The organism is Streptomyces sp. NPDC050704 (assembly GCF_040654355.1).
In the GTDB taxonomy this organism is placed as follows: Bacteria; Actinomycetota; Actinomycetes; order Streptomycetales; family Streptomycetaceae; genus Streptomyces.
This window is the reverse complement of the sequence record NZ_JBFAHW010000106.1, coordinates 12,559-36,263: the sequence shown is the minus strand read 5'-3', so window position 1 is coordinate 36,263 and position 23,705 is coordinate 12,559. Positions and strand designations below refer to the sequence as shown.

The 23,705-nt window shown below is 71.1% G+C and carries 21 protein-coding genes; 11 read left to right on the top strand and 10 right to left on the bottom strand.

What is annotated here, in order from left to right; all coding sequences use genetic code 11:
* From AB0I18_RS40465 to AB0I18_RS40455, 3 genes are all read left to right on the top strand, one after another.
* Positions 1 to 882 (top strand): thiamine pyrophosphate-dependent dehydrogenase E1 component subunit alpha (locus AB0I18_RS40465; protein WP_363110746.1); only part of this gene is annotated, 882 nt, incomplete at its 5' end.
* Positions 883 to 887: 5 nt separating this feature from the next.
* On the top strand, positions 888 to 1,913 hold the full coding sequence (locus tag AB0I18_RS40460) for an alpha-ketoacid dehydrogenase subunit beta (protein ID WP_363110745.1): 1,026 nt from the start codon (positions 888 to 890) through the stop codon (positions 1,911 to 1,913).
* Positions 1,914 to 1,917: 4 nt separating this feature from the next.
* The gene (locus tag AB0I18_RS40455; RefSeq protein ID WP_363110744.1) at positions 1,918 to 3,408 is read left to right on the top strand and encodes a 2-oxo acid dehydrogenase subunit E2; all 1,491 of its coding nucleotides are present in this window, start codon (positions 1,918 to 1,920) and stop codon (positions 3,406 to 3,408) included.
* Between the two features lie 22 nt (positions 3,409 to 3,430).
* Here AB0I18_RS40455 and AB0I18_RS40450 read toward each other — a convergent pair whose 3' ends face one another.
* The gene (locus AB0I18_RS40450) at positions 3,431 to 4,042 is read right to left on the bottom strand and encodes a helix-turn-helix domain-containing protein (RefSeq protein WP_363110743.1); all 612 of its coding nucleotides are present in this window, start codon (positions 4,040 to 4,042) and stop codon (positions 3,431 to 3,433) included.
* 148 nt (positions 4,043 to 4,190) lie between these two features.
* Between AB0I18_RS40450 and AB0I18_RS40445 the strand changes: the two genes are divergently transcribed.
* Positions 4,191 to 4,847, top strand: a complete 657-nt coding sequence (locus tag AB0I18_RS40445) for a TetR family transcriptional regulator (protein ID WP_363110742.1) — start codon at positions 4,191 to 4,193, stop codon at positions 4,845 to 4,847.
* Positions 4,848 to 4,922: 75 nt separating this feature from the next.
* On the opposite strand, the gene AB0I18_RS40440 is transcribed toward AB0I18_RS40445, so the two are convergent.
* The 7 genes from AB0I18_RS40440 to AB0I18_RS40410 all read right to left on the bottom strand — a co-directional run bounded on the left by AB0I18_RS40440 (position 4,923) and on the right by AB0I18_RS40410 (position 12,602).
* A complete protein-coding gene (locus AB0I18_RS40440) occupies positions 4,923 to 5,627 on the bottom strand; it encodes an SDR family NAD(P)-dependent oxidoreductase (RefSeq protein WP_363110741.1) in 705 nt (234 codons plus the stop codon).
* A 28-nt stretch (positions 5,628 to 5,655) separates the two neighbouring features.
* Complete coding sequence (locus tag AB0I18_RS40435; protein WP_363110740.1) at positions 5,656 to 6,810, bottom strand: thiolase family protein; 1,155 nt, start codon at positions 6,808 to 6,810, stop codon at positions 5,656 to 5,658.
* On the bottom strand, positions 6,807 to 7,238 hold the full coding sequence (locus AB0I18_RS40430; protein ID WP_363110739.1) for an OB-fold domain-containing protein: 432 nt from the start codon (positions 7,236 to 7,238) through the stop codon (positions 6,807 to 6,809). The genes AB0I18_RS40435 and AB0I18_RS40430 overlap by 4 nt, the downstream gene beginning before the upstream one ends.
* Positions 7,239 to 7,332: 94 nt before the next feature.
* On the bottom strand, positions 7,333 to 8,451 hold the full coding sequence (locus tag AB0I18_RS40425; RefSeq protein ID WP_363110738.1) for an acyl-CoA dehydrogenase: 1,119 nt from the start codon (positions 8,449 to 8,451) through the stop codon (positions 7,333 to 7,335).
* A complete protein-coding gene (locus tag AB0I18_RS40420; protein WP_363110737.1) occupies positions 8,448 to 11,057 on the bottom strand; it encodes a putative PEP-binding protein in 2,610 nt (869 codons plus the stop codon). The genes AB0I18_RS40425 and AB0I18_RS40420 overlap by 4 nt, the downstream gene beginning before the upstream one ends.
* Positions 11,054 to 11,686: a hypothetical protein gene (locus AB0I18_RS40415; RefSeq protein WP_363110736.1), complete on the bottom strand. Its 633-nt coding sequence runs from the start codon at positions 11,684 to 11,686 to the stop codon at positions 11,054 to 11,056. The genes AB0I18_RS40420 and AB0I18_RS40415 overlap by 4 nt, the downstream gene beginning before the upstream one ends.
* A gap of 91 nt (positions 11,687 to 11,777) precedes the next feature.
* Positions 11,778 to 12,602: an enoyl-CoA hydratase/isomerase family protein gene (locus tag AB0I18_RS40410; RefSeq protein ID WP_363110735.1), complete on the bottom strand. Its 825-nt coding sequence runs from the start codon at positions 12,600 to 12,602 to the stop codon at positions 11,778 to 11,780.
* 160 nt (positions 12,603 to 12,762) lie between these two features.
* Here AB0I18_RS40410 and AB0I18_RS40405 point away from each other — a divergent pair, with 160 nt between their 5' ends.
* The 6 genes from AB0I18_RS40405 (at position 12,763) to AB0I18_RS40380 (ending at position 20,655) form a co-directional block, all read left to right on the top strand.
* Positions 12,763 to 13,974: an acyl-CoA dehydrogenase family protein gene (locus AB0I18_RS40405; RefSeq protein ID WP_363110734.1), complete on the top strand. Its 1,212-nt coding sequence runs from the start codon at positions 12,763 to 12,765 to the stop codon at positions 13,972 to 13,974.
* A gap of 169 nt (positions 13,975 to 14,143) precedes the next feature.
* Positions 14,144 to 14,794 (top strand): CatB-related O-acetyltransferase, encoded by a 651-nt coding sequence (locus AB0I18_RS40400; RefSeq protein ID WP_363110733.1) that lies wholly within the window; start codon positions 14,144 to 14,146, stop codon positions 14,792 to 14,794.
* 347 nt (positions 14,795 to 15,141) lie between these two features.
* Complete coding sequence (locus AB0I18_RS40395) at positions 15,142 to 16,650, top strand: metallophosphoesterase family protein (protein WP_363110732.1); 1,509 nt, start codon at positions 15,142 to 15,144, stop codon at positions 16,648 to 16,650.
* A 212-nt stretch (positions 16,651 to 16,862) separates the two neighbouring features.
* Positions 16,863 to 17,534, top strand: coding sequence for a polysaccharide lyase family 7 protein (locus AB0I18_RS40390; RefSeq protein ID WP_363110731.1), 672 nt, complete (start codon positions 16,863 to 16,865; stop codon positions 17,532 to 17,534).
* A gap of 3 nt (positions 17,535 to 17,537) precedes the next feature.
* Positions 17,538 to 18,287, top strand: coding sequence for a polysaccharide lyase (locus AB0I18_RS40385; protein WP_363110730.1), 750 nt, complete (start codon positions 17,538 to 17,540; stop codon positions 18,285 to 18,287).
* Between the two features lie 46 nt (positions 18,288 to 18,333).
* Positions 18,334 to 20,655 (top strand): Tat pathway signal sequence domain protein, encoded by a 2,322-nt coding sequence (locus AB0I18_RS40380; protein WP_363110729.1) that lies wholly within the window; start codon positions 18,334 to 18,336, stop codon positions 20,653 to 20,655.
* Positions 20,656 to 20,718: 63 nt separating this feature from the next.
* Here the strand turns inward: AB0I18_RS40380 and AB0I18_RS40375 are convergent, their stop codons facing one another.
* The gene (locus AB0I18_RS40375) at positions 20,719 to 22,116 is read right to left on the bottom strand and encodes a glycoside hydrolase family 43 protein (protein WP_363110728.1); all 1,398 of its coding nucleotides are present in this window, start codon (positions 22,114 to 22,116) and stop codon (positions 20,719 to 20,721) included.
* 178 nt (positions 22,117 to 22,294) lie between these two features.
* Positions 22,295 to 22,726, bottom strand: coding sequence for a helix-turn-helix domain-containing protein (locus tag AB0I18_RS40370; RefSeq protein ID WP_363110727.1), 432 nt, complete (start codon positions 22,724 to 22,726; stop codon positions 22,295 to 22,297).
* A 74-nt stretch (positions 22,727 to 22,800) separates the two neighbouring features.
* On the opposite strand from AB0I18_RS40370, the gene AB0I18_RS40365 reads away from it, so the two are divergent.
* Entirely contained in the window at positions 22,801 to 23,694 is an 894-nt protein-coding gene (locus AB0I18_RS40365) for a methyltransferase domain-containing protein (protein WP_363110726.1), read from the top strand.
* Positions 23,695 to 23,705: the final 11 nt, after the last annotated feature.

The window sequence follows — 23,705 nt, the reverse complement described above, 5'->3', positions numbered from 1 at the left end:
GCGGCCGGCACGCGGCGGGGCTTTATGCACTTGTACGTCGGCCTGGTGGCCGTGGCCGCGGGGGTGATGGCGGCGCTCCGCGACGGCGACCAGATCACCTCCACCCACCGCGGGCACGGCCACGCCGTGGCCAAGGGTGTCAGCTTCAAGCACATGTACGCCGAGCTGTACGGCCGGGTCACCGGCGCCTGCCTGGGCCGCGGCGGCAGCATGCACATCAACGACCTCAGCCTCGGCATGCTCGGCGCCAACGGCATCGTCGGGGCCGGCATCCCGATCGCCGTCGGCGCCGCCTTCGCCGCCCAGTACCGGGGTGAGGACAGCATCGCTGTCTCCTTCTTCGGCGACGGCGCCACCAACATCGGCACCTTCCACGAGGCCGCCAACATGGCCGCCATCCTGCGCCTGCCGGTGCTGTTCATCTGCGAGAACAACGGCTACGCCGAGTTCACGCCCCAGTCCAAGCACATGCTGATCACCGACGTCGCCGACCGGGCGGCGTCCTACGGCATGCCCAGCGTGATCGTCGACGGCATGGACGCGGTCGCCGTCCACCGCGCCGCCGCCGAGGCCGTGGAACGGGCCCGGGCGGGCGAGGGCCCGATGATGATCGAGGCCAAGACCTACCGCTACTACGACCACCAGGGCGTCAAGGGACTGCGCCACCCCTACCGCTCGCAGGAGGAGGTCGACGAGTGGAAGGCCCGTGACGCGATCGACCTGCTGGAAGCCCGTGCCCTCGCGGACGGCACCGCCACCCGTGCGGAACTGGACGACACCTGGCGACGCACCCGCGACGAGATCGCCGAGGCCATCGCGTACGCCGAGGCCAGCCCGGTGCCCGACACCGCCGACCTGCTCCTCAACGTCTACTCGGGGTGACCGCCATGACCACCAGCACCGAAGCACCCGCCGCCGCCCCGGACGCCACGGACCGCAAGCTCACCTACGTCAAGGCCTTCAACGAGGGCCTGGCGCAGGCCATGCGCGAGGACGAGAACGTCTTCGTCGCCGGCGAGGACGTGGCCGGATACGGCGGCGTCTTCCGCATGTTCGACAACCTCCTCGACGAGTTCGGCCCGCGCCGCATGATCGACACACCGATCTCCGAGGCCGCGCTGGTGGGCCTCGGTGTGGGCGCCGCCGCCCGGGGCCTGCGCCCCGTCGTCGACCTGATGTTCATGGACTTCATCGGCGTCTGCCTCGACCAGATCGTCAACCAGGCAGCCAAGATGAAGTACATGTTCGGCGGCGGCCTCTCCGTGCCGCTCACCATCACCACCGCCTCCGGCGCGGGCCTCGGCGCCGCCGCCCAGCACAGCCAGAGCCTGGAGGCCTGGCTCGCCCATGTGCCCGGCCTCAAGGTCGTCATGCCCTCCGACGCGTACACCGCGAAGGGTCTGACCGTCTCGGCGATCCGGGACAACAACCCGGTCGTCGTCATGCTCAACAAGGTCCTGCTGGGCAGCAAGGGCGACGTGCCCGAGCCGATCTACGGCATTCCGCTCGGACAGGCCCACACCGCGCGCCAGGGCTCCGACGTCACCGTCATCGCCCTGGGCCGCATGGTGGGCGAGGCACTCGCTGCGGCAGACGAACTCGCCGCCGAGGGCATCGAGATCGAGGTGATCGACCCCCGCACGGTCCAGCCCCTGGACACCGAGACCATGTTCGCCTCCGTCCGCCGCACCAACCGCGCCCTCGTGGTGCACGAGGCCGTCACCTTCGGCGGTCTCGGCGCGGAGATCGCCGCCCAGATCCAGGACGCGGCCTTCGACCACCTGGACGCGCCGATCCTGCGCATCGGCGCCCCCTTCTCCCCCGTACCGTTCTCCCCCGTGCTGGAGAAGGCGTACGTGCCCGACCGCGCCCGCATCGTCCAGGGTTGCCGACGTCTCCTCGAAAGGTCGTGACGACGTGGCCGTCGAGGTTCTGCTGCCGAAGCTCGGCCTGACCATGCAGGAAGGCACGATCGACGAGTGGCTCGTGCCCACCGGAGGCGCCGTCGCGGAGGGCGACGCACTGCTGCGGCTGGCCACCGACAAGGTCGACGTGGATGTCGAGGCGGAGGCCGGCGGGATGTTCCATCCCGTGGTCCCGGCCGGGGCGACCCTCCCTGTCGGGGCGCTCATCGGCTGGCTGCTGGCCGAGGGCGAGCAGCCGCCGGGCACGAACGGATCGCCGATGCCTGTTGATCCCGGGGTCATGGATACGGCTGCGACTGCGACTGCGGGCGTTCCTTCCGTGGTCGCGGGCGCTCTGTCCATGGCCGCCGACGCGCCCTCCGCTGTGCTCCCGCTCAATGGCAGCGCTGTTCCGGGCGCCTTCAGGGGTCGGCTCCTGGCCTCCCCGAACGCCCGGCGGGTGGCGGCCGAGGCCGGTACCGATCTCACCGCCGTACACGGCACCGGGCCCGGCGGCCGGATCGTCTCCGAGGACGTGGAGGAGTTCCTGGCCGCCGCTGCTGCCGTCACCCAGGCGGTACCGGCGGCGCCCGCGCCCGCCGTCCTGCCCGGCGATTCCGTCATACCCGTCTCGCCCCTGGTGCGCCGGCTGGCGAAGGAGCGGGGCATCGACCTCGCCGACGTACGGGCCACGGGTGCGGGCGGACGGATCCGCAGATCCGACCTCGACACCGTCAATGTCGCCGTCGCCGTCTCCAAGACGCCCGAACCGGCGGTCGCCCGCCCGGCCCCCCGCACGGCCACCACACCTCAGGCAGGCGATGTCATCCCGCTCACGGGGATGCGCGGCACCATCGCCCGCCGGATGCATGCCAGCCTCCAGGAGATGGCGCAGCTGACGCACGGGTACGAGGTGCGGATGGACGCCGTCGTGTCCTTGCGGGCCCGGCTCAAGGAGGAGTGGGCCGACAGCGACCTGCCGGTGCCCAGCCTCAACGACTTCCTGCTGAAGGCCGCCGCCCTGGCCCTGCGGGAGCACCCGCTGCTCAACGCGACGGTGCGGGAGGACGGGGTCCACCTGCTCGGCGACATCCACCTCGGGTTCGCGGTGGCCGTTCCGGGCGGCTTGATGGTCCCCGTGATCGAGGACGCGGCGGCGCTGCCACTTCCCGGGATCGCCCGCCGGTCGAGGGCCTTGGCCGAGGCCGCACGCGAGGGGCGGGTCTCCCCGGCGCAGCTGGAAGGGGCCACCTTCACCGTCACCTCGCTGGGCGGATACGGCGTCGACTTCTTCACCCCCGTCATCAACCCGGGCAACGTCGCCATCCTCGGTGTCGGCAGGCTCAGGGACGGCGTCGAGTGGATGGACGACAGGCCGCTGCGGACGCAGGTGCTCACCCTGAGCCTCACCTTCGACCACCGTGCCGTCGACGGGGCCCCCGCGGCCGAGTACCTGCGCACGGTCGGTGAGCTGCTACGCAAGCCGCTGCGGCTGTTGGTCTAGGGCCCTAATCCTGACGGGAGGACTATTCGGCCGCCGCCGGGTCGGCGATCCGCTCGGCGAGGCGGCCGACCTCGCGGACGAAGGAGCGGTGCCCGAGCGAGCGGTAGACGTCGTCTCCCCGGACCTGCGAGATGGCCGCGGTCTCCAGCAGCGTCAGCAGGCCCAGGGCGATCACCGCCGCCTCGGCGTCGGATACCGGCTCCCGGGCCTTGCGGGTCAGCCGCACGAGCTCGTCCAGCAGTTGTGTCCGGCTCTCGTGGCGCAGCGCCTCCGCCTCCTGGCTCATCCCGGCAGAGGACACGAAGAACACGGTGGCGGCGGACCGGTGTTCGCCCAGCCAGGCCACCAGCGTGGTGACGGCGGGACCGATGTCCGAGCCGGGTGTGTGGGCCTCCGTGAGCGTCTGCAGCTGCTCGCGCAGCGCCGTGGCGAACACCCGCATGCCCGCCACCAGGACCTGGTCCTTGGATGAGAAGTGGTAGTACACCGCTGCCGAGGTCATCTCCGCACGAGCGGCGATGTCGGCCACCGTCACCTCGTCCGGCGACTGGGTGGCGAACAGCTCCGTGGCCGCTTCGATCACCCACTGCTTGCGCGAGGGGCGGTGCGCGGCGCGGGTCCCGGATGTCGTCATGGTGTCAAGTATGCCGGGACCTCGACACTCCGACGGCACACGCGCAGCAGGAATTACAGGGCCGACCCGACGGAGTTACTGGACAGCCTGGATAGCATAATCACTGGACAGGGCCCACAGACGCGGGTCGCGGCAGCCGCCAGGGAGCATGATGGCCACCACGGAGAACGGCAAGCAGCCCGCCCACCGACCCTCGCGACGGCAGCACATCATCACCGCCGCCGTGCGGGTGTTCGGCCGCAACGGATTCGCGGAGACCAGCATCCAGGACATCGCGGACGAGGCCCAGGTGGTGCCCACGGCCGTCTACTACCACTTCGACGGCAAGGACGAGCTGCTCGAACTCGCCATGCGGCGGGTCTTCGACCAGCTCAACGCGGTCGTGGAGGCCGCCAGGCCCGAGTCCGAGCCGGGTGACGCGGAGGGCCTGCTGCGGGTCATCGACGCGGTGTGGGAATGGGTGGAGCACAACCCCGAGGAGGCCCGGCTGTACCAAGTGCAGATCGCCTCCGCCAACGGCAACGTCAAGGCGTTGCGGGACGAGTTCGAGCAGCGGCACATCCAGCGGGCGTACGACTATCTGCCCGAGGGCGCCACCCGCAGCCCGCGCGCGGCCAAGTCACGGCACGCGGCGCAGGCGCTCGCGGTCCGCACCCTGATCGGTACGACCATGCTGGTCACCGCGCTACGGGCGGAAGGCGGGCCGCTTTCCCAGCTGCCCTCCCGGTCCGTGCAGGAGGCGGTCAGGTCGCTGGCGCTGCGGATCGTCACCGCCGACCAGAAGCCGGCCACCTCGCAGACCTGAGTCACACCCTCCGGGGCAGGCCCGCCGCACCCCCGCCGGGAGAGGCCTGAGGCACACCCTCCAGAGTGGGACGGTTCACCACTGCAGTGGTTTGCGGCCGGCGAACAGTCCGCCCGTCGTCTCGTCGCCCTCGGGAAGTGTCGCCAGCCAGACAGGCGTGTCCGCGCCCTCCGCCGGCCCGCGTGGGGCGGACGGACCGCCCATGCCGCTGCGGGTCCAGCCGGGGTCGGCGGCGTTGACCAGGACACCCGTGCCGGACAGTTCGGCCGCGAGCATACGGGTCAGGGCGTTGAGCGCGGTCTTGGAGACGCGGTAGGCCGGGTGGCGTCCGGAGTCCATCAGCGCCAGCGAGCCGAGCGAGCTGGTGACGTTGACGACCCGTCCGTAGCCGGTCCTCACCATGTCCGGCACGACGGCCTCGGCCAGTCGCCAGGCGCCCACCAGATTGATGTCCAGCGTGGTGCGCAGGGTGTCCTCGTCGAGGTCCAGGACTGTGCGCGAGGCGTCGATGCTGACCCCGGCGTTGTTGACCAGGACGTCGATCGTGCCGAAGCTCCCCAGCGCCTCGCGTACGGCTTCGGTGACGCTCGACGCGGAGACCACGTCCAAGGCCAGCGGTACCGCCGCCGGGCCGATGCCGCGGCAGACCTCCTCGGCCGCCTCCCGCTTTCTGGCCGCCACCAGGACGCGTAGCCCCCGGTCGGCCAGTTGACGGCAGATCTCCGTGCCGAGCCCGCGGGCACCGCCGGTGACCAGTGCGGTTCTGTTGGCATGCGCCATGGTGTGCCTGCCGCCTTTCAGACCGTCATCAGACTGTCAGCACCGAGCAGGCACTGATGCCGGGCGCCCCGTACACATGGGTGAAACCGACCTCGGGACCGCCGGGCACCTGCGCTCCCGGAGCCCGGCCCTGCAACTGCCGTACGACCTCGTGGAATTGACGCAGTCCCGAGGCGCCGACGGGTTCACCGCCGGCCAGGCAGCCGCCGTCGGTGTTGACCGGGATCCGGCCCGTCGGATCGGTGGCCCCCGAGGCCAGCAGTTCCCCCTGCTCGCCGTGGGCGCACAGGCCGGTCTCCGCCAGGTGGATCAGTTCTGATCCACTGTCGGTGTCCTGGAGTTGGGCGACCTGTACGTCCGAGGGCCGCAGACCCGCCGTGCGGAAGACCGCCTCGGCCGCGTCGACGCTCGGGCTGCGGTGCGGTCCCGGTGGCAGCCAGGGCGAGAACACCTCGAACGAGCCGAACCGTCTGGTCCTGAAGGCCAACGAGGCCAGTCTGACCGGCCGTTCGCACAGGTCGAAGGCGCGGTCGCCGAGTGCGAGCACCAGCGCCACCGCGCCCTGTCCCGGCGAGCAGAACATGTACTGGGTGAGGGGTGGACTGACCTCGGCGGAGTCGAGGATCTCGTCCTCCGTCAGTTCCTTGCGGCGCCAGGCCAGCGGGTGCCGGGAGCCGTTGCGGAAGGCCCGTGCGGCCACCTTGGCCAGCGCCCGCTCGGAGATCCCGTGTTCGTGCAGGTACCGCTGCGTCTTCAGGGCGAAGAACTGGGTCGTCAGCATCATCCCGGTCTCGGCGTACCAGTCGCCCAGTCCGTAGCGGGCCGCCGAGACGTGGAAGGCGCCCCGCTCGTGCTTGTCGAAGCCGACGGCCAGCCCGAGCGAGGCCTCGCCCGCGCGCAGTGCGTTGGCCACGGTGAGCACCGTCGAGGCACCGGTCGCGCAGCCGTTCTGCACGTTGACGAACGGCACGCCGGTCAGGCCCAGCCGGCCCACCAGCGTGTCGGGCTTGCCGGACACGTCGGAGCCGCCGGCCGCGTAGCCGATGTCCTCCCATCCGGCACCGGCGTCGGCCAGCGCCTCGCGCACCGCCCGCTCGGCCATGTCCATCCCGGTGACGGTCTCGTCGCGGCCGAAGGGGTGCATGCCGCATCCGACGACGTAGACCTCGTCATGACGGCTCATCGCTCCCCCTCCCCGTCCGGCTCCCCATCCGGGCAGAACGCGAAGGTCAGTACCTCGGTGCCGTCCTCGTCGCGGTAGGCCGTCACCGTGGTGAGACGGACCGGAAGCCCGATGCGTATCTGATCGCGGGGAACCTCCAGCCGTGCCTCGACCAGCACCTCACCGAGGTCGACATAGCCCACGTGGTACGGCTGGTAGCCCTCGGCCGGCGGCCGGTACGGCGGCTTGGGCGCGAACGCCTGCAGCGTCCATGACCACACCCTCCCGCTCACCGGCAGCGCATGCGCGGACATGGCTCCGTCCGAGCACTTGGGGCACGAGTTCTGCCGGGGGAAGACCACGGTGGCGCAGGCGGAGCAGCGCGCGCCCGTGAGGAGCGGTGGGTTCACGCCCTCGAACAGGGCCTCGTCGATGAGTCTGGTGATCATGCCGTCCTGCCCTTTTCTGCACGCGTCCGCGCATGTGCGCGGCTGCGTGGCTGTCGTGCGGTGCTGTGCTGTGGTGCTGTGACCGCGGGCGAAGTCACCAGCCCAGCAGGCCGGCCAGCCGTTCCCGGTGGTGCGCGGCGCCGCCCAGCAGGACGGCGTCGGACTGGGCGCGCCGGAAGTAGAGGTGTGCGTCGTGCTCCCACGTGAAGCCCATGCCGCCGTGCAGTTGTACGGACTCGGCGGCGACGAACACGAACGCCTCGGCGCACCACGCCTGCGCCACCGCCGCCGCTTCGGCCAGCGCCACGGGCGAGTCGGCCGCCCGGACCGCGCGTACCACCGCCGACCGTGCGGCCTCGACCTGGAGCAGCATGTCGGCACAGGTGTGCTTGACCGCCTGGAAGCCGCCGATGGCCCTGCCGAACTGGGTGCGCTCCCGTACATGGGCCACCGTCATGTCCAACGCGGCCTGGGCGCCGCCGAGTTGCTCGGCGGCCAGGGCCACCATGGCCACGTCCAGGGCGCGGGTCACGATGTCGACCCCCTCGCCGCCGGCGGTCAGGGGCCGGGCACGGGCACTGGAGAAGGAGACCACCGCCTGTCCGCGGCTGAGGTCCAGGGTGGGCACCCGGCGGACTGTCACCCCGGGTTCGCGGGGGTCGATGAGGAAGAGGTCCGGTCCGTCTGCTCCGGTGGCGGCGACGACCAGGCCTTCGGCGTCGGCACCGTCCAGTACGAACGGGGCGGTGCCGTCCAGCAGCGGGACGCCGCCGCGCCAGGTGACGGCGACCGGCACGGTGTCCGGCCGCCATGCTCCGTCGGGTGCCGTCACCGCCAGGGCGTGCACCTTGCCCTCGGCCAGCTCCGCCAGAGCCTCCTCGGCCGTGCCGCAGCCGGCCAGCACCTGCCCGGCCAGCACGGTGGAGGACAGCAGCGGTACCGGCGTCAGCGTCCGGCCCAACTCCTCGCAGACCGCGGCGATCTCGGCGAGGCCGCCGATGCCTCCGGCCGCCGCGGGCAGACCGAGGGCCGCGAGGCCGACCTGTCGGCCGAGGGTGTCCCACAACTCGGCGTCGATGCCCGGGGCTTGCTCGGACAGCCGTCGCACCGCGGCGGTGCCGCCGGCGTCCGCACAGACGGACCGTACGGTCTCACGCAGGTCGTCCAGTTCGGCATCCGACAGGGCCGTGCCGTCGGTCACGGTGCTCGTCATCGTGCGCTCCCGCTGTCGTCGTGCCGCTCCCGCAGGGCGCTGTGCGCGGCCGCCATCCGGGCGACCGGCACGCGGTGCGCGGAGCAGGAGACGTAGTCGAGGCCCAGGCCGTCGCAGAAGACGATCGACTCCGGGTCGCCGCCGTGCTCACCGCACACGCCCAGCTTGATGTCGGGGCGTACGCTCCGGGCCCGCTCCACCGCCAGGGCGATCAGGGCGCCCACGCCGTGCGGATCGAGCCGGGCGAACGGGCTGGCCGTCAGGAACCCGCGCTCCAAGTAGGAGGCGAGCACCTGGCGTTCGACGTCGTCCCGGGAGAATCCGTAGGTGAGCTGGGTGAGGTCGTTGGTGCCGAAGGAGAAGAACTCGGCGTGCTCGGCGAGTTCACCGGCCAGCAGCGCGGCGCGCGGTGTCTCGATCATCGTGCCGAGCCGGTACGGGACCCGTACGCCGGTGCGGGCGGCGACCGCGTCGGCGGCACCCCGTACGTACGCGGCCGCGGCGGCCAGCTCCTCCGACAGGCTGACGAGCGGGATCATCACTTCCAGCTCGGGCCGGACGCCGGTGGCGGCGACATCGGCCCAAGCGGTGAAGAGCGCCTCGGCCTGTGCCGGGTAGAGCCTCTCGTGCAGCAGCGCCAGCCGTACTCCGCGCAGCCCGAGCATGGGGTTCGCCTCGCGCAGTGCGGCGGCCCGCTGCTCCTCGGCGGCGTCCTGGGCCTCCCCGGCGGCGGGCAGGAACTCGTGCAGCGGGGCGTCCAGCAGGCGTACGGTCACCGGCCGGTCGCCGACCGCGGTCAACAGGGCCGTGAAGTCCTCGTGCTGGGCCTGTTCCAGTGCCAGCAGCGCCTCGTCGCGGGCCGCCGGGTCGGCGGCGAGGATCACGCGTCGGATCAGCGGCAGCCGGTCGCCGAGGAACTGGTGCTCCGTACGGCACAGTCCGACGCCCGCCGCGCCCAGGGCGATGGCGGTGCTCACCTCGGCGGCGGTGTCGGCGTTGGCCCGTACGCCCAGCCGGCGCATGTCGTCCGCCCACTCCAGCAGGGTGGACAGTTCGGGTGGTGGTCCGGCGACGCTGACGCTCAGTGTGCCCGCGTAGACGGCGCCGGTGCGGCCGTCCAACGAGATGGGGTCGCCCTCGCGGAGCACTCGGTCCCCGATCCGTACGGTGCCTGCGGTCCGGTCGGCGCGCAGTCCCTCGGCGCCGCACACCGCGGGTGTGCCCGCGCCCCGCGCCACCACCGCGGCGTGCGAGGCGATGCCGCCGCTGCCGGTCAGTACGGCGACGGCGGCCAGCATGCCGGGGACGTCGGCCGGAGAGGTCTCGTGGGCCACGAGCACGACCCGCGTGCCGTCCGCGGCCAGTTCGAGGGCACGTTCACTGGACAGGACGATCGCACCGGTCGCCGCCCCCGGGGAGGCGGGCAGCCCTTTCACCAGGAGTTCCTCGTCGCCGGTGAGCCGGAGCTGGGGGTGCAGCAGTTCCTGCACCTGCGCGGGACCGATCCGGCGTACGGCCTCTTCCCGGTCGATGGCCCCGTCTTTCGCCAGGTCGGCGGCGAGGCACACCGAGGCCCGCAACGGGGGCCGGTTCTGCGCCGAGACGGCAAGCAGGGAGATCTCGTCGTCGCGGACCTCGAAGTCGACCGACACCGGCGCGTGCAGATGGCGTTCGAGAGTGAGCAGCGAATGCTCAAGCAGCGTCGCCGCGCCCGCGAGCCGGTCCAGCGGTTCGCTCGTGTGGGGCGGCGGCGCGCTGCGGCGTACTCCCCGGAAGAAGGAACCCTGAGGGGCGAAGCGGCCGGTCTCCAGGTGGCGGCTGACGGCCGTGCCATAGCCCGAGTGGTCCGCCGGGCCGATGCGCAGCGCCTGTACGTGCAGGGCGATGCCCAGCTCGGCGGGGAGCCGCTGAGCTCGCCGGGATCTTCTCGCGCGGGGCGAGTCCCAGCGCCCGAGGACCGCGCGGGCGGCCAGCGCGAGCTGCTCCGCCGGGTCTTCGGGGTAGGGCCGGGAGGCGTGGCGGGCGACCAGGGTCAGCAGCGCCTCGACCCGGGCCCGGGGCTCGGAGGTGTCGAGCAGAGCGTCGTCGAGCACGGGCCCGGGTACGTCGAGGGCGTATTCGGCGGTCATCCGGATGGTGGCGGCCCACACCTCGTACAGCGCCTCTTCGCGTCCGATGACCGCGCACAGATCGCCGGCGTTCGCCGGGGTGACACCGAGGCAGGCGAGGTCGGGCGGCAGTCCGGCGATCTCGGTCGGCGCGCTCGCGGAAAGGCGCAGCAGCAAGGGTCGGCCGGCTTCGGCGATCCGCCGTCCCGAGAGCTGTTCCACCAGTTCGACGGCGGCTCGGGCGGTGCCGGGTTCGCCCAGCGACGCGGCGGCGCTCGCGGGCACGGTGACGCCCGGAACCACCGGCAGCCCGAGGGCCACCAGCCGGTCCATCGCCGTGCCGTGCGCGCCCAGCTCGTCGGCGTCGAGGCCTCGGGTCCGTCCCTGGCCGTAAGGCACCAGGACCCGGCCGGGGGCGGTCGGCTGTGCGAGGCCGTCAAGGGCATCGCGGGCCTCGGACGACGGGAGGGGGCCCGCCTGGCGGTCGGTGACGCTCAACCCCGGCTCCTGGTGACCAGTTCCTCTTCGAGAACCTCGTCCTGCGCCCGGCTGATCCCCAGGACCAGCAGCAGTTCCTGGTGCAGTCGCATCCACACGGTGTGGTACGAGTCGCACAGGGGCGAGGCCAGCCACTGCGCCGCACCGTCGTCGAAGCGGTCGAGCGCTTCCTCCAGGGCCGTGAGGTAGCGGGCGCCGCCCGCCGGCAGCCCCTCCAGCCTGCGCAGCACGGGCTGGATGGCCTCGTGCACGTCCTCCAGCGATTCGCGCACCCCGGCGTCGTACACACTGTCGGTGTGGTCGTTGGCCGAGCCGTCGGGCCGGCACTGCCAGGCCGTGCACACCTCGCGCAGCTTCCGGTTGACGGGCAGGAATGCCTCGTACGCGGCGGTGATCCGCTTCTCCTGCTCGGAACCGGCGGCGACGCGCAGGATCCGTGCGGCGACCACCCGGGCGGGCTCGGTCGGCAGCACCATCGGGCCCTTCACCATGGCCAGCCCGGCGTCGACCAGGGGGCGGTGGTCGGACTCGGGCCTGCCGCGCCACATGCCGCGCAGAACCAGGTCGACAACGGCTTCGGTGAGGGCCTCGTCGAGAGCGTCCGCACGGCCCACGGAAGCAGATTGCATCGCCACACCTTTTCCCCGGCTCTGTGTCCGGTTCCTCGGTTCTGTGTTGCCCGGAGGTTACGCTCCGGCGGAGGTGTTAGTGAAGAGGTAATCAAGAAACACTTTCCGGACGGCTTGGCGCGGATGAGACTCCGCCCCTCCCCGCACGATCCCGCGGTGCCAGGAACGACGCCATACGCGCCTGCGCCTCCCCGCCTCCCGCCAGGCCGGCGATCAGCCGCGCCTCCTCGTCGAGGTGACGGCCCAGCCCCTCGCCCGCACCGTCCCGCAGCAGGCGCTTCGCGGCGCGCAGCGCCTCACCGGGGCCACCTGCCAGTTCGGCGGCGGTCCGGTACGCGGCCTCGTCCACTTCGTCGTCCTCGACAGCCCGGGAGACCAGGCCGAACCGCTCGGCGTCGTCGCCCGCCAGGACCCGGTTGGTGAGCACCAGGTCCGCCGCCAGACGCGGGCCCACCAGGCGCGACAGGAGCCAGGTGACCCCGCAGTCCGGGGTGAGCCCGACCGCCGTGTAGGCCAGGCGGAAGCGCGCCGACCGTGCGGCCAGGACGATGTCGCCGACCAGGGCGAGCCCGATCCCGCCGCCCGCGGCCGCGCCGCGCACGGCGGTCACCAGGGGCACCGGCAGTTCGTACAGGGACAGCACCGCGGCGTGTGCCGCGGTCGCCACGGCGTGCACGTAGGGGCTCACCTCCTCACCCCGGCCGACGAAGGCGCGCAGATCACCGCCCACGCAGAAGTTTCCGCCTGCGGCCCGCAGCAGGACCGCGCCACCCGGGTCGGCGGCCACTTCGGCCGTCGCGTCCCGCAGCGCTTCCGCTGTCGGGAGATCCAGGGCGTTGCCCCGTCCGGGATCTTCCAGTCGCAGCTCGACAACTCCGTCGGGGTGGCGGACGACGCGGACCGGCTGGGCATTCATAGGGATCTTCTTCCGTCGCCGGGGGCCGCTCGGTGTCGAGCGCTCCTCTGATCGAGCGCCCTCCGATTGAAGCGCCACCCCAGCAAGATACTGAAGACGCTGTACAGTTTCTAGGACGCGACGGGCGCCGATGCCCGGACGCCCGTCGGCGGGAGGACCCGTGCCCATCCAGTTCGATGTAGATCCGCCTGTCGCCCAACTGGCCGAGGCCACCGCGGAGTTCGTACGCGAGGTGGTGATCCCGGCCGAGCGCGAGTGCGGCGGGTCCGTGCACGACGCTCCCGAGGCCCTGCGCGAAACCCTGCAGAAGGGCGCACGTGAGGCCGGTGTCTTCGCCCCGCATGTGCCGACGCGGTGGGGCGGGCACGGGCTCGACCTGCGGGGGCAGGCGGTCGTGTTCGAAGCCGCCGGGTACTCGCTCCTCGGCCCGCTGGCGCTCAACTGCGCGGCCCCGGACGAGGGCAACATGCATCTACTGGAGAAGGTGGCCACCGAGGAGCAGCAGGCGCGCTATCTGCGCCCGCTCGCCGCCGGTGAGTCCCGTTCCTGCTTCGCGATGACCGAACCGGCTCCGGGAGCGGGCGCCGATCCCCGCTCGCTCCGGACCACCGCGACCCGCGTCCCGGGCGGCTGGCGCATCGACGGACGCAAGTGGTTCATCAGCGGAGCCAACGGCGCCGCCTTCGCGATCGTCATGGCCCGCACCTCCGGCAGCCCCGGCGATCCGGGCGGCGCGACCATGTTCCTGGTCGACGCCGGCACCCCTGGCATGCGCGTTGTCCGGGACATCGAGACCCTGGACGAGGGGCTCTTCGCCGGGCACAGCGAACTCGCCTTCGAGGACTGCGTGGTGGGCGAGGACCAGGTGCTCGGCGCCGTGGACCGCGGCTTCGAGAACGCCCAGGTCCGGCTCGGCCCGGCCCGCATGACCCACTGCATGCGCTGGCTGGGAGCCGCCCGTCGCGCCCAGGACATCGCGCTGGAACGGGCCGGCAGCCGCATGGCGTTCGGCTCCGTGCTGGGGGACCTCGGCATGGTGCAGCAGATGCTGGCCGACTCCGAGATCGACATCGAGGCGAGCCGGGCCCTGATCCTGCGTACCGCCTGGGAGCTGGACACCGCCTCCCCCGCCGCCGCGCAGCTCACGTCGGTCTCCAAGACGTTCGTGGCGGAGGCGGTGAACCGGGTGGTCGACCGGGCGGTGCAGATCTGCGGAGCGCTCGGCATCTCGGCCGCCGACGCCCCGCTGGCACGCCTGTTCAGGGAGGTGCGGCCGTTCCGCATCTACGACGGCCCGTCGGAGACCCACCGCTTCGCCATCGCACGCCGCGCGGTGAAGCCGTACCGGCAGCCGCGGCAGCTCGGCGGGTAGAACAGGGCCGGGACCACCGGAGAAAGCGGCCCGACGCCGCGGCGGCCGAGGCGGTGGAGGTTCCCCGGACTCCGGCGGCCGGACAAGACCCCGACGCCGAAGGCTCGCGGGCGGAGAGGGTTGCGATCATTGGATCACTGAGACCTGTCCACCGCGAAGGAGCATATCCATGACGGCAGCCGTTCCCGCCGATCCGACCGTGCTGCACCCGATGCCGGAGCAGCCGCGTGTCGTGTTACTGAAGCCGCTGGTCACCTCGCCGCTGATCGAGGTGGGCGAGTTCTCCTACTACGACGATCCGGACGATCCGCTGGCGTTCGAGACCCGCAACGTGCTCTACCACTACGGGCCGGAAAAGCTGGTGATCGGCAAGTTCTGCGCGTTGGGCGAAGGGGTGCGGTTCATCATGAACGGCGCCAATCACCGCATGGACGGCCCCTCGACGTTCCCCTTTCCGATCATGGGTGGCTCCTGGTCCGAGCACTTCGACCTGATCACCGGCCTGCCCGGCCGGGGTGACACCGTGGTGGGCAACGACGTCTGGTTCGGGTACCGGACCATGGTGATGCCCGGCGTCCGCATCGGTCATGGAGCGGTCATCGCCTCCGGTTCCGTCGTCGTCGACGACGTCCCGGACTACGGAGTCGTCGGCGGCAACCCGGCCCGGCTCATCCGCCGCCGCCACAGCGATGCGGACGTCGACCGCCTGCTGGCTCTGGCCTGGTGGGACTGGCCCGCCGAGCACATCACCGAACACGTCCGCACGATCATGTCCGGCAGCATCGACGCCCTGACGGCCGCCGCACCGCGGAAGAAGTAGCCGCCCCGCGGGGTCCGCCGGCGGCACCGGCCGGACGGCGTCGGCGGCCGCGGCGGTGCCGGCGGCGGCTGTCGGGCTGGGGCCGAGGCGGCAATTTCCGGTGGCGAGTCCGCGGTGTCAGGACCGGGAACCGTCTCGTCGCGCTCGACGCGAGGGAGTGGCCGACGCCCGTCAGGCGACCGCCAAACTCCTTGCGGTACAGCGGTGTTGGGCCTGCGCGGACGTGAGCGCGAAGCACCGGAGGAAGATCGAACGTGCCGGTGACCGGCGGAGTTGTCGCGTTCCGTACCCGGCAGCGTGGTGGGCATCACTGCCGGCGTTCACCCCATACGGGCACATACTCAGGCATGCGCTGCTGCTTCTCCGCTCCCCTCGCGGCCCTGTCGGCCCTGCCCTCGCCCTGCGAAGTCCTACGATCCGGCGCCCTCCTCGCCCCCGCTCTGCTGCGGGCCGCCGCCGGCGCCCTCCACAGCTCCGCACGCCAGAGCCTCCCCCGTCACCCCGACGCCCTCGCGGCCATCCATCTCGAACTGGTCACCCTCACCGAGGACCGTGCCGTCATCACCTGGTACACCGGGATACCCGGCACCGGCGACGGCCTGGGCCACATGCTCCCCGCGGTCACCGAGGGCGAGGTCGTCTACGGCACTCACCCCGCCCGGCTGGACCGCTGCGCGGCGGAGGACCGGCCCACCGCGCACCACCAGGTGGAACTCACCGACCTGGAGCCGGGGCAGACGTACTACTACCAGGCCCGCTCGCGGGGCAGGGCCGCCACGCCCACGCCGCTGCACCTCATCCGCGGAAACGCCGTCGGCACCAACCGCTACGGGCTGGGCTCCAGCGGTGGCCCGTACTCCTTCACCACACCGCAGCCCCCGCCGGGGCGGCATCTCCTGTCGATCGCGCTCTGCAACGACCTGCACGTCGGGGAGACCACCGCCGGTCTGATGGGCGGCATGCCCCTGCTGCGCGGGGTGGCGCAGGAGCCGGGACTCGCGCCGTATCCGGAGATCATGAGCCGGGCACTGGTGGAGGAGGCCCGGCGGCGCGGGGCGGACCTGCTGCTGGCCGCGGGGGACATCTCGGCCGGCGGCGCACTGCGGGACATCACCGAGGCCAAGCGGATCCTGGACGGCTTCGGCACCCACGGGCAGGACTACTTCGTCGTACGGGGGAACCACGACCGGCCCCGCCGCCGCAGCGAGGGCGACGCCTTCCGGGAAGGGTTCCTCGGCGGCCAGGGGCCCGGGTACTTCGCCCATGACCTCGGCGGGCTGCGGATCATCGGGCTCGACACCTACGAGAAGCGGGGCAACGGCGCCGACGCGGGCGGACTCGGTGCCGAGCAACTCTCCTGGTTCCGGAACGGGTTGAAGGAGCACAAGGACCAGCCCACCGTGGTGTTCGGCCACCATCCGCTGACCGTCCGGGACTCCCTCTTCCCGGTGGCCGGCGGGCAGCGCCTGAACCGCCGACAGGCCCGTTCGGTCCTCGACGCCTACGCCGGCGCGCCCGGTGTCTTCCTCCACCACGCGGGCCACACGCACCGCAACAAGCGGACCGTCCTGCCGCAGGCCCCGCACGTCACGATGCAGGAGGTCAGCGCCGCCAAGGACTATCCCGGCGGCTTCTGCCTGCTCCGGATCCACTCCGGCGGCTACGCCCTCAACCACTACAAGGCCAACAGCGTCCCGGCCCGCGAATGGGGCGAGCGCAGTCGCGGGGTGGCCGGCGGTCTGTGGCCGCACCACGCCCTCGGCCGCTCGGTCACCGACCGCAACAGCATGACCGCCCACGACCTGTCGGGCATCGCCCGCGTTCGGGTGCCGGCCACGGCGCCGACGGGCCTTTAGCGCAGCCCCGACAGCACGGCCCCGACACTGCCCGCCCATAGACATCCCGGGCGCCAACCACGCACGCACATCGGATCTATCTTCGGCTCATTGCATATATTGACGCGGATTACCGCCGGTTCTACTCTGCGTCAGGCGATAGATCCGATGAATCGCCGCGCGATCCACCTGCTCGGCCCCGACAAGCGTGATGCCAACAGGAAGGGATTGTCATGCCCCCATCAAGACGCACCATTCTCGCGGCCGGTGGCTTACTCGCCGGAGGCGCCGCCTGGGCGATGAGCCCGTCGACGTCCTCCGCCGCGGCCGCGTCACCCATCGACGGATGGAACAAGACCGCCTTCACCTACAGCATGCAGAAACCGTGGAACCTGGACCTGAGCGACCGTCACAGCAACAGCGGCGGCATCCACCGCATGTGGGTGTACAGCACCGACGAGCCCATGTCGCAGGGCAGTTCCACCGACCCGCGCACCGAGATGCGCTGGAAGCAGCAGTACACGTCCGGGCAGCACATGTGGGACGCCGACGTGTACCTCCCGTCCGGCACGAACGGCGCGACCTTCGTGCAGATCCTCCGCGTGATCCACCCCGAGGGCACACCCGCCACGGACTTCATGCTCAACGCCTACAGCGCGAGCGGCGGCACGGTGCGGGCGTACGACCGTACGGTCCTGAAGACGAACGCCTACGACACGTGGTTCAACGTCAAGCTCGCGCACAACGCCTCCAGCGGCAGCGTCAAGGTCTACTTCGACGACGACCTGGTCCTGACGACCGAAGACCGGGGGCCGGCCACCCGGCACTTCAAGAACGGCGTCTACCACCACGGCAGCGGCCGCGCCGAGGCACGCTTCCGCAACATCACGTACTGGACGCGGTGAACCGTGCGGAGACGAAGGGCACTCTCCGCGCTCGCCGGACTCGGTCTCGCCGGGGCCGCCTCCGCCATCCTGCCGGGACGGGCGGACGCCGCCGACGAGGTCACCTTCCAGAACCGCGGCAGCGTCGAAGGCTGGGACCACGCCTACGCGCAGAAGGACGGCGTGATCGAGACCGTCGACTCGCCCGCCTACAAGGGCGCCCACGCTCTCGCCGCCACCCAGACCTACATCGGCGAGACCGGCGGCTACCACTCCGAGGTCATCAAGCGCGGCGCCCAGAGCGTCGGCGAGGACCGCTACTACGGCCAGGCGATCCGTCTCGCGCCCGACTGGACGTTCCACGACCAGAACGTCACCTTCCAGCAATGGTCGCCCGAAGACCCGGAAGGGCCCTGGCTGTTGATGTTCGTCATCGGGTCCACGATCCGGTTCGGCGGGTCCGGCGGCATCAAGGGCACGGCCGGGTCGATCAGCGGGCTGCGGGGCACCTGGATCAGGATCGTCACCCGGCTGAAGCTCGCCGGCGACGGCCAGGGCGCCTTCGAGGTGTGGCTGAACGGCACGAAGACGGTGAGCCGCACCGGCATCACCGTCCTGCCGACCACCTCGCGGACGATCCGCTGGTCCAACGGGATCTACTGCACCGCCTGGCGCGAGGGGACGCCCAGCGGCCCGCGCACGCTGACGATCCTGCACGACAACCACCGGATCGCCTCGACGTACGCCCTTGCCGAACCGGCCAACTGGGCTTGACCGGCACGCCTGTTGAGCAACTTTCGCATCTTGGAGGCACCCGCAAATGACCTCTAGAAGAGCTGTGCTCGGATCGGTGCTGGGCGGCACTGCGGTCGCCGCCCTGCCGCCCGCGGCCGCCGAGGCCGCTCCCGTCCGCACCCCTGCCCCTGACAACACCGCCGAGGGCACGGGCCTCGCGGCCGGTCCTGACGGCGGCCGCTGGAAGCTCCGCAACCGCATGGACTCGGACGGCGCGTGGTCCGGCTTCCTGCGCCGACAGGACCTTGTGTGGCGCAAAGTGCCCACGCTGTGGCACGAGGGGCCGTTCCTGGGAGACGGACGGCTGGGCAGCATGGTGTACAAGGAGCCGGGTGCGAACAGCATCCGCTTCACCGTCCAGCACGGCGAAGTCCAGGACCACCGCCCCCAGTTCGGCAGCGGCTGGGGCACCTGCCGACTGCCCGTGGGGCATCTGACCCTCGACCCGGTCGGCACCATCGGCGCGGTCGACTGGCGGCTGAGCCTGTGGAACGCCGAGCTCACCGGCACGATCACCACGGACAAGGGCACCCTGACGCTCTCCGCCCTCATCCACGACGGAGTCCTCGCCGCACGCGTGACGGCCGACGGCGAGGAGGCGGTCCGCTGGACCTTCCACCCCGAGGAGGCCATCAGCCCCCGGAAGATCAGCGAGGCACCCCCGAGCGGATACGTCCCCAACCCGCCCTGGACCACCCGGACCACCGGCGACGTCGAACAGGTCCTCCAGCCGCTCGTCGGCGGCGGCCAGACCGCGACGGCCCACCGCCGCTCCGGCGACACCCTGCTGCTCACCGTCGCCCACAGCCACCCCTCGGACACCCGGGCCGGCGAAGCCTCACTCAGGAAGATCCAGCGCGCCGCCCCGTACGGGGTGCTCCGCGGGCAGCACACCCGCTGGTGGCACGCGTTCTACCGCAAGAGCTTCGTCTCGATCCCCGACGAGCGGTTGCAGAGCTTCCACTGGATCCAGCTCTACAAGATCGCCTCGGCCAGCCGCGAGGGCGGCCCCGTGATGGCCACCTGTGGGCCCTGGCTGGAACCCACTCCCTGGCCCGCGGTGTGGTGGAACCTCAACGTGCAACTGGAGTACTGGCTCATCCACGGCTCCAACCACCTGGAACTCGACTCGCTCGCCAGTACCCTCCGGCAGAACCAGGAGCAGCTGATCGCGAACGTGCCCGCCGCCTACCGGACGGACAGCGCGGGTGTCGGCCGCAGCTCCGACATGTTCGCCACCCGCAGCGCCCCCGTCCCGGGCAGCGGAGGCGAGTCGGGCAACCTGACATGGGCCCTGCACAACGTATGGCTGAGCTACCGCCACACCATGGACGAGGCCCTGCTGCGCGACACGATCTATCCGTTGCTGCGCCGTGCGATCAACTACTACCTGCACTTCCTCCAGCCGGGGGACGACGGCAAGCTGCACCTCCCGTCGACGCTCTCCCCGGAGTATCCGGTGGTCCCCCCGAAGGACACCAACTACGACCTGGCGCTGATCCGTTGGGGCTGCGCCGCCCTCCTGGAGGCGGCTGAGCGGCTGGGGGTCGACGAACCGCTGAAGGAGCGCTGGCAGGAGGTGCTGGCCAAGCTGACGCCGTATCCGGTCGACGCCAACGGCTTCATGATCGGGGCGGAGACTCCGTACGCGCAGTCCCACCGCCACTACTCCCACCTGCTGATGGTCTATCCGCTGTACCTCGTGAACTGGGACCGGCCGGAGCAGCGTGAGCTGATCGAGAAGTCGGTCGTCCACTGGCACGCGCTGACCGGCTCCCACCGCGGCTACAGCTATACGGGTGCCGCGTCGCTGTACGCGATGATGGGCCGCGGCGAGGTGGCCCTCACATACCTGAAGAAGTTCTTCGACACCACCACGCGTTACCCGTGCCGGGCCAACACCCACTACACCGAGGCCGGTCCGGTCATCGAGACACCGCTGTCGGCGTCGCAATCCCTGCACGACATGCTCTGCCAGAGCTGGGGCGGCGTGGTGCGGGTCTTCCCCGCCGTTCCGGACTCCTGGGCCGATGTCACTCTGCACGACTTCCGCACCCAGGGAGCCTTCCTCGTGAGCGCGGTCCGCACCGGGGGCGTCACGCGCTTCGTACGGGTACGGAGCCTGGCGGGCGAACCGCTGCGGCTGCGGCACGGTCTGACCGGTGGGCCGGTGAGCGCGGTCCTCGACGACGGCACCCCGGCCCGCACCCACACGAGCGACGACGGCACTCTCGCGATCGAGTTGGCCAAGGGGCGCGAGGTGCTGCTGTACGCGGGTGAGAGGCCCGACCTCGTCATCGCCCCGGTGGCACCGAGCGAGCCGGGCGAGCCCTGGGGACTGCCGTAGACCGGTGTCGCCGACCAGACCATGCGGGATGCGCGCCGGAGGGCCGGCACGCATCCCGCCTGTTCAGTAGCCGACGGAGAAGGTCGCGTCGGCCTTCTCCGTGGTGGTGGAGATCGGGTCGATGCGCAGGACGTAGTCGGTGTGCCGGATGTAGCGGGTCGGGAAGTTGTGCGAGCGGAAGGAGGACCAGGAGGAGTCGGCCAGCCCGGCTGTCTTGTGGAACGTGGCGTCCGCGGCGAACGCCGACGTGCCGTCGTTCTCGTCCAGCCGCAGGTTGTAGCTGTAGTGCCGCAGGTAGCGGGTGGGGTAGTTGACCGACTGGAAGGACACGCCCGCGCTGTCGGCCAGGCCGGGCACGAGCTTCCACTGCGAGTCGGGGTACGGGTCGAACGGGTAGGCGTCGATACGGCCGACGGAGTTGGCGTGGCGGACGTAGCGGGCCGGGTAGTTGTAGGACTTCAGCCGGTTCCAGGCGGGAGAACCCCACTTCGACACGAGGTTGTTGTACTCGGTCGTGGTGATCGTCTCTATGGTGCAGTGCTTGGAGTTGAGCGGCTGGGTGTAGAGGCGCTGGTCCAGCGCGGTCCAGGTGCCGGCGGCGAGGTCGCTGCTCTGCCAGGCGTAGAAGACGCCGTTCGGCGAATAGGTGTCGCCCCACAGGTACCAGTTACTGGAGGTCAGGGACTTCACCAGGGTCGGTGCCTCGGTGCCGCCGTGCGAGACCGGCGTGCTGAACGGCGTGAAGCTGCCCGGGGCCAGGGTGGTGGACCGCGCGCCGACCAGGGTCTGGTCCTTCTTGTAGTACAGGTAGTTGACGCCGTTCACGCCCACGGCGAGGTCGCCGTCGATGATGTCGTAGCCAGGGTCGAAGAAGACCTGCGGGGACGTCACCGTCTGGAAGTTGGTCGTGTAGTTCACCATGAGCACGTTGTGGCCGCTGGAGTTCACGGACGAGTAGATGATTCCGTACTGGCCTCGGCCGGCGTCCCAGAACGCCTCGGGTGCCCAACTGTGGGTCACCATGTCATGCAGCTTCAGCCGGCGGTAGCCGGTGAAGGTACGCAGGTCCGCGGAGTCCCAGACGTGGATGTACTGGCTGTTGTAGTTCCAGTCGGTGCCCTTGAGGTCGGTGGCGAGTACGACGAAGGTGCCGTCCTGCTTGCGCATGATGAACGGGTCGCGCAGACCGCCCGCGCCCGCGGTGGGGGTGACCACGGGGTTGTTCTGGTTCAGCGGCATCCAGCGCAGGCCGTCGGTGCTGACCGCCAGATGCAGACCGTAGTCGGCCTCCAGCATGGTCGTGGACTCGGTGAAGTAGCCCATGACATAGGCCGAGTCCGCGGCGTAGGCGGGCAGTGCGCCGACGGTCAGCGTTCCGGTCACGGCCAGCGGTACGGTCGCGGCCATCCCGAGGAACAGCCGGCGCGACGGATGGGAGCCGGGGCTGGGTCTTGCGCTCATCTGCTCTCCAAGGTGCGTACGGGTGCGGGTGAGCGGCCGCGCCGAGCGGGGAGGGCGTGCTGCAGGGGCCTCCACACATGACTGCCGCCGATCGATATACCGAACAAGGTTCGGTGAATCGATCAGAAGGTAGAGGTGAGGCGCGTGCGCGTCAATTGTTCTGACGTTCCTTGTGCATTCACGGTGGCCCCGGAGCCCGCTTTCTCGGCACCGCGACAGTGCCGGACGCCACCGCTTCCAGGAGGCGGCGGAAGGTGGGGCATTCCATGTGACTCGGCACGGGGCAGACAGCGGCGTGCCGCAGGGAATCGCGCAGGACGGCGAGTTCGCGGATCGTCCGGTCCAGCTCCGCCGCCTTGGCAGCGAGCATCTGCCGGTCGATGTGCGGCTGTCCGTCCGGCGCGAACATGCGCGCGATCTCATCGAGCGAGAACCCGGCGGTCCGCCCCATCGCGATCAGCGCCAGGCGCTCCAGTACGCCGGGATCGTACTGCCGGCGCAGGCCCCGCCTGCCGGTCGGGGCGATCAGCCCCTTCTCCTCGTAGAACCGCAGCGTCGAGGCGGGAACCCCGGCGCGGTGCGTCACCTCGGCGATGTCCAGGTCTGTCATCCTCTTGACTTCAAGTCGGCTTGAAGTAGCACGGTGGCAGCTCCGCTCGGTGAAGACAAGCACAGGAGGAGACCATGGACGTCACGGACAGGACCACGGACGGGCCCGACGACGAACAGGCGAACCGTTGGAACGGGCCCGCCGGCCACGCCTGGGTCGACGCGCAGGCGGTGCTGGACGAGGTACTCAGGCCCTTTGAACACCTCCTCGTCGAAGCGGTGCCCGCCGGACCCGGCGGCCACGTGCTCGATGTCGGCTGCGGCACCGGCAGCACCACGCTGGCCGTCGCACGGCGGCTCGGTCCGGCCGGCCGCTGCGTCGGCGTCGACATCGCCGAACCGATGATCACCGCCGCCCGGGCGCGCGCCGAGCGGGAGGGCACAGCCGCGTCCTTCGTCCGCGCCGACGCGGAGGATCACGCCTTCGAACCCGCCACCTTCGACGCCGTCATCTCGCGCTTCGGGGTCATGTTCTTCAACGACTCCGTCCGAGCCTTCGCGAATCTGCGGCGGGCCGCGAAGGACGAGGCCGAGCTCCGGTTCCTCACCTGGCGCGGCCTCACGGAGAATCCGTTCATGACGACGGCCGAACGCGCCGCGGCACCCTTCCTGCCGAACCTCCCCGCCCGACGGCCGGACGAGCCCGGGCAGTTCGCCTTCGCGGACCCGGACAAGGTCCGGCGCATCCTGGCGGAGAGCGGCTGGGCCGAGATCGACATCCGGCCGGTCGACGTGGCCTGCACCCTGCCCGAAAGGGAATTGATCCCGTACTTCACCCGCCTCGGCCCGGTCGGCCTGATCCTGGGCGAGGCGGACGAGCAGACCCGCGCGAAGGTCGTCGAAACGGTCCGCGCCGCCTTCGAACCCTTTGTGCACGGCACGGAAGTCCGCTTCACCGGCGCCTGCTGGATGGTCGGCGCCCGAGCATCGTCCGCGTCGGCCCCGCCGAGGGACACAGCCCGTACCTGAACGGGCCGCGA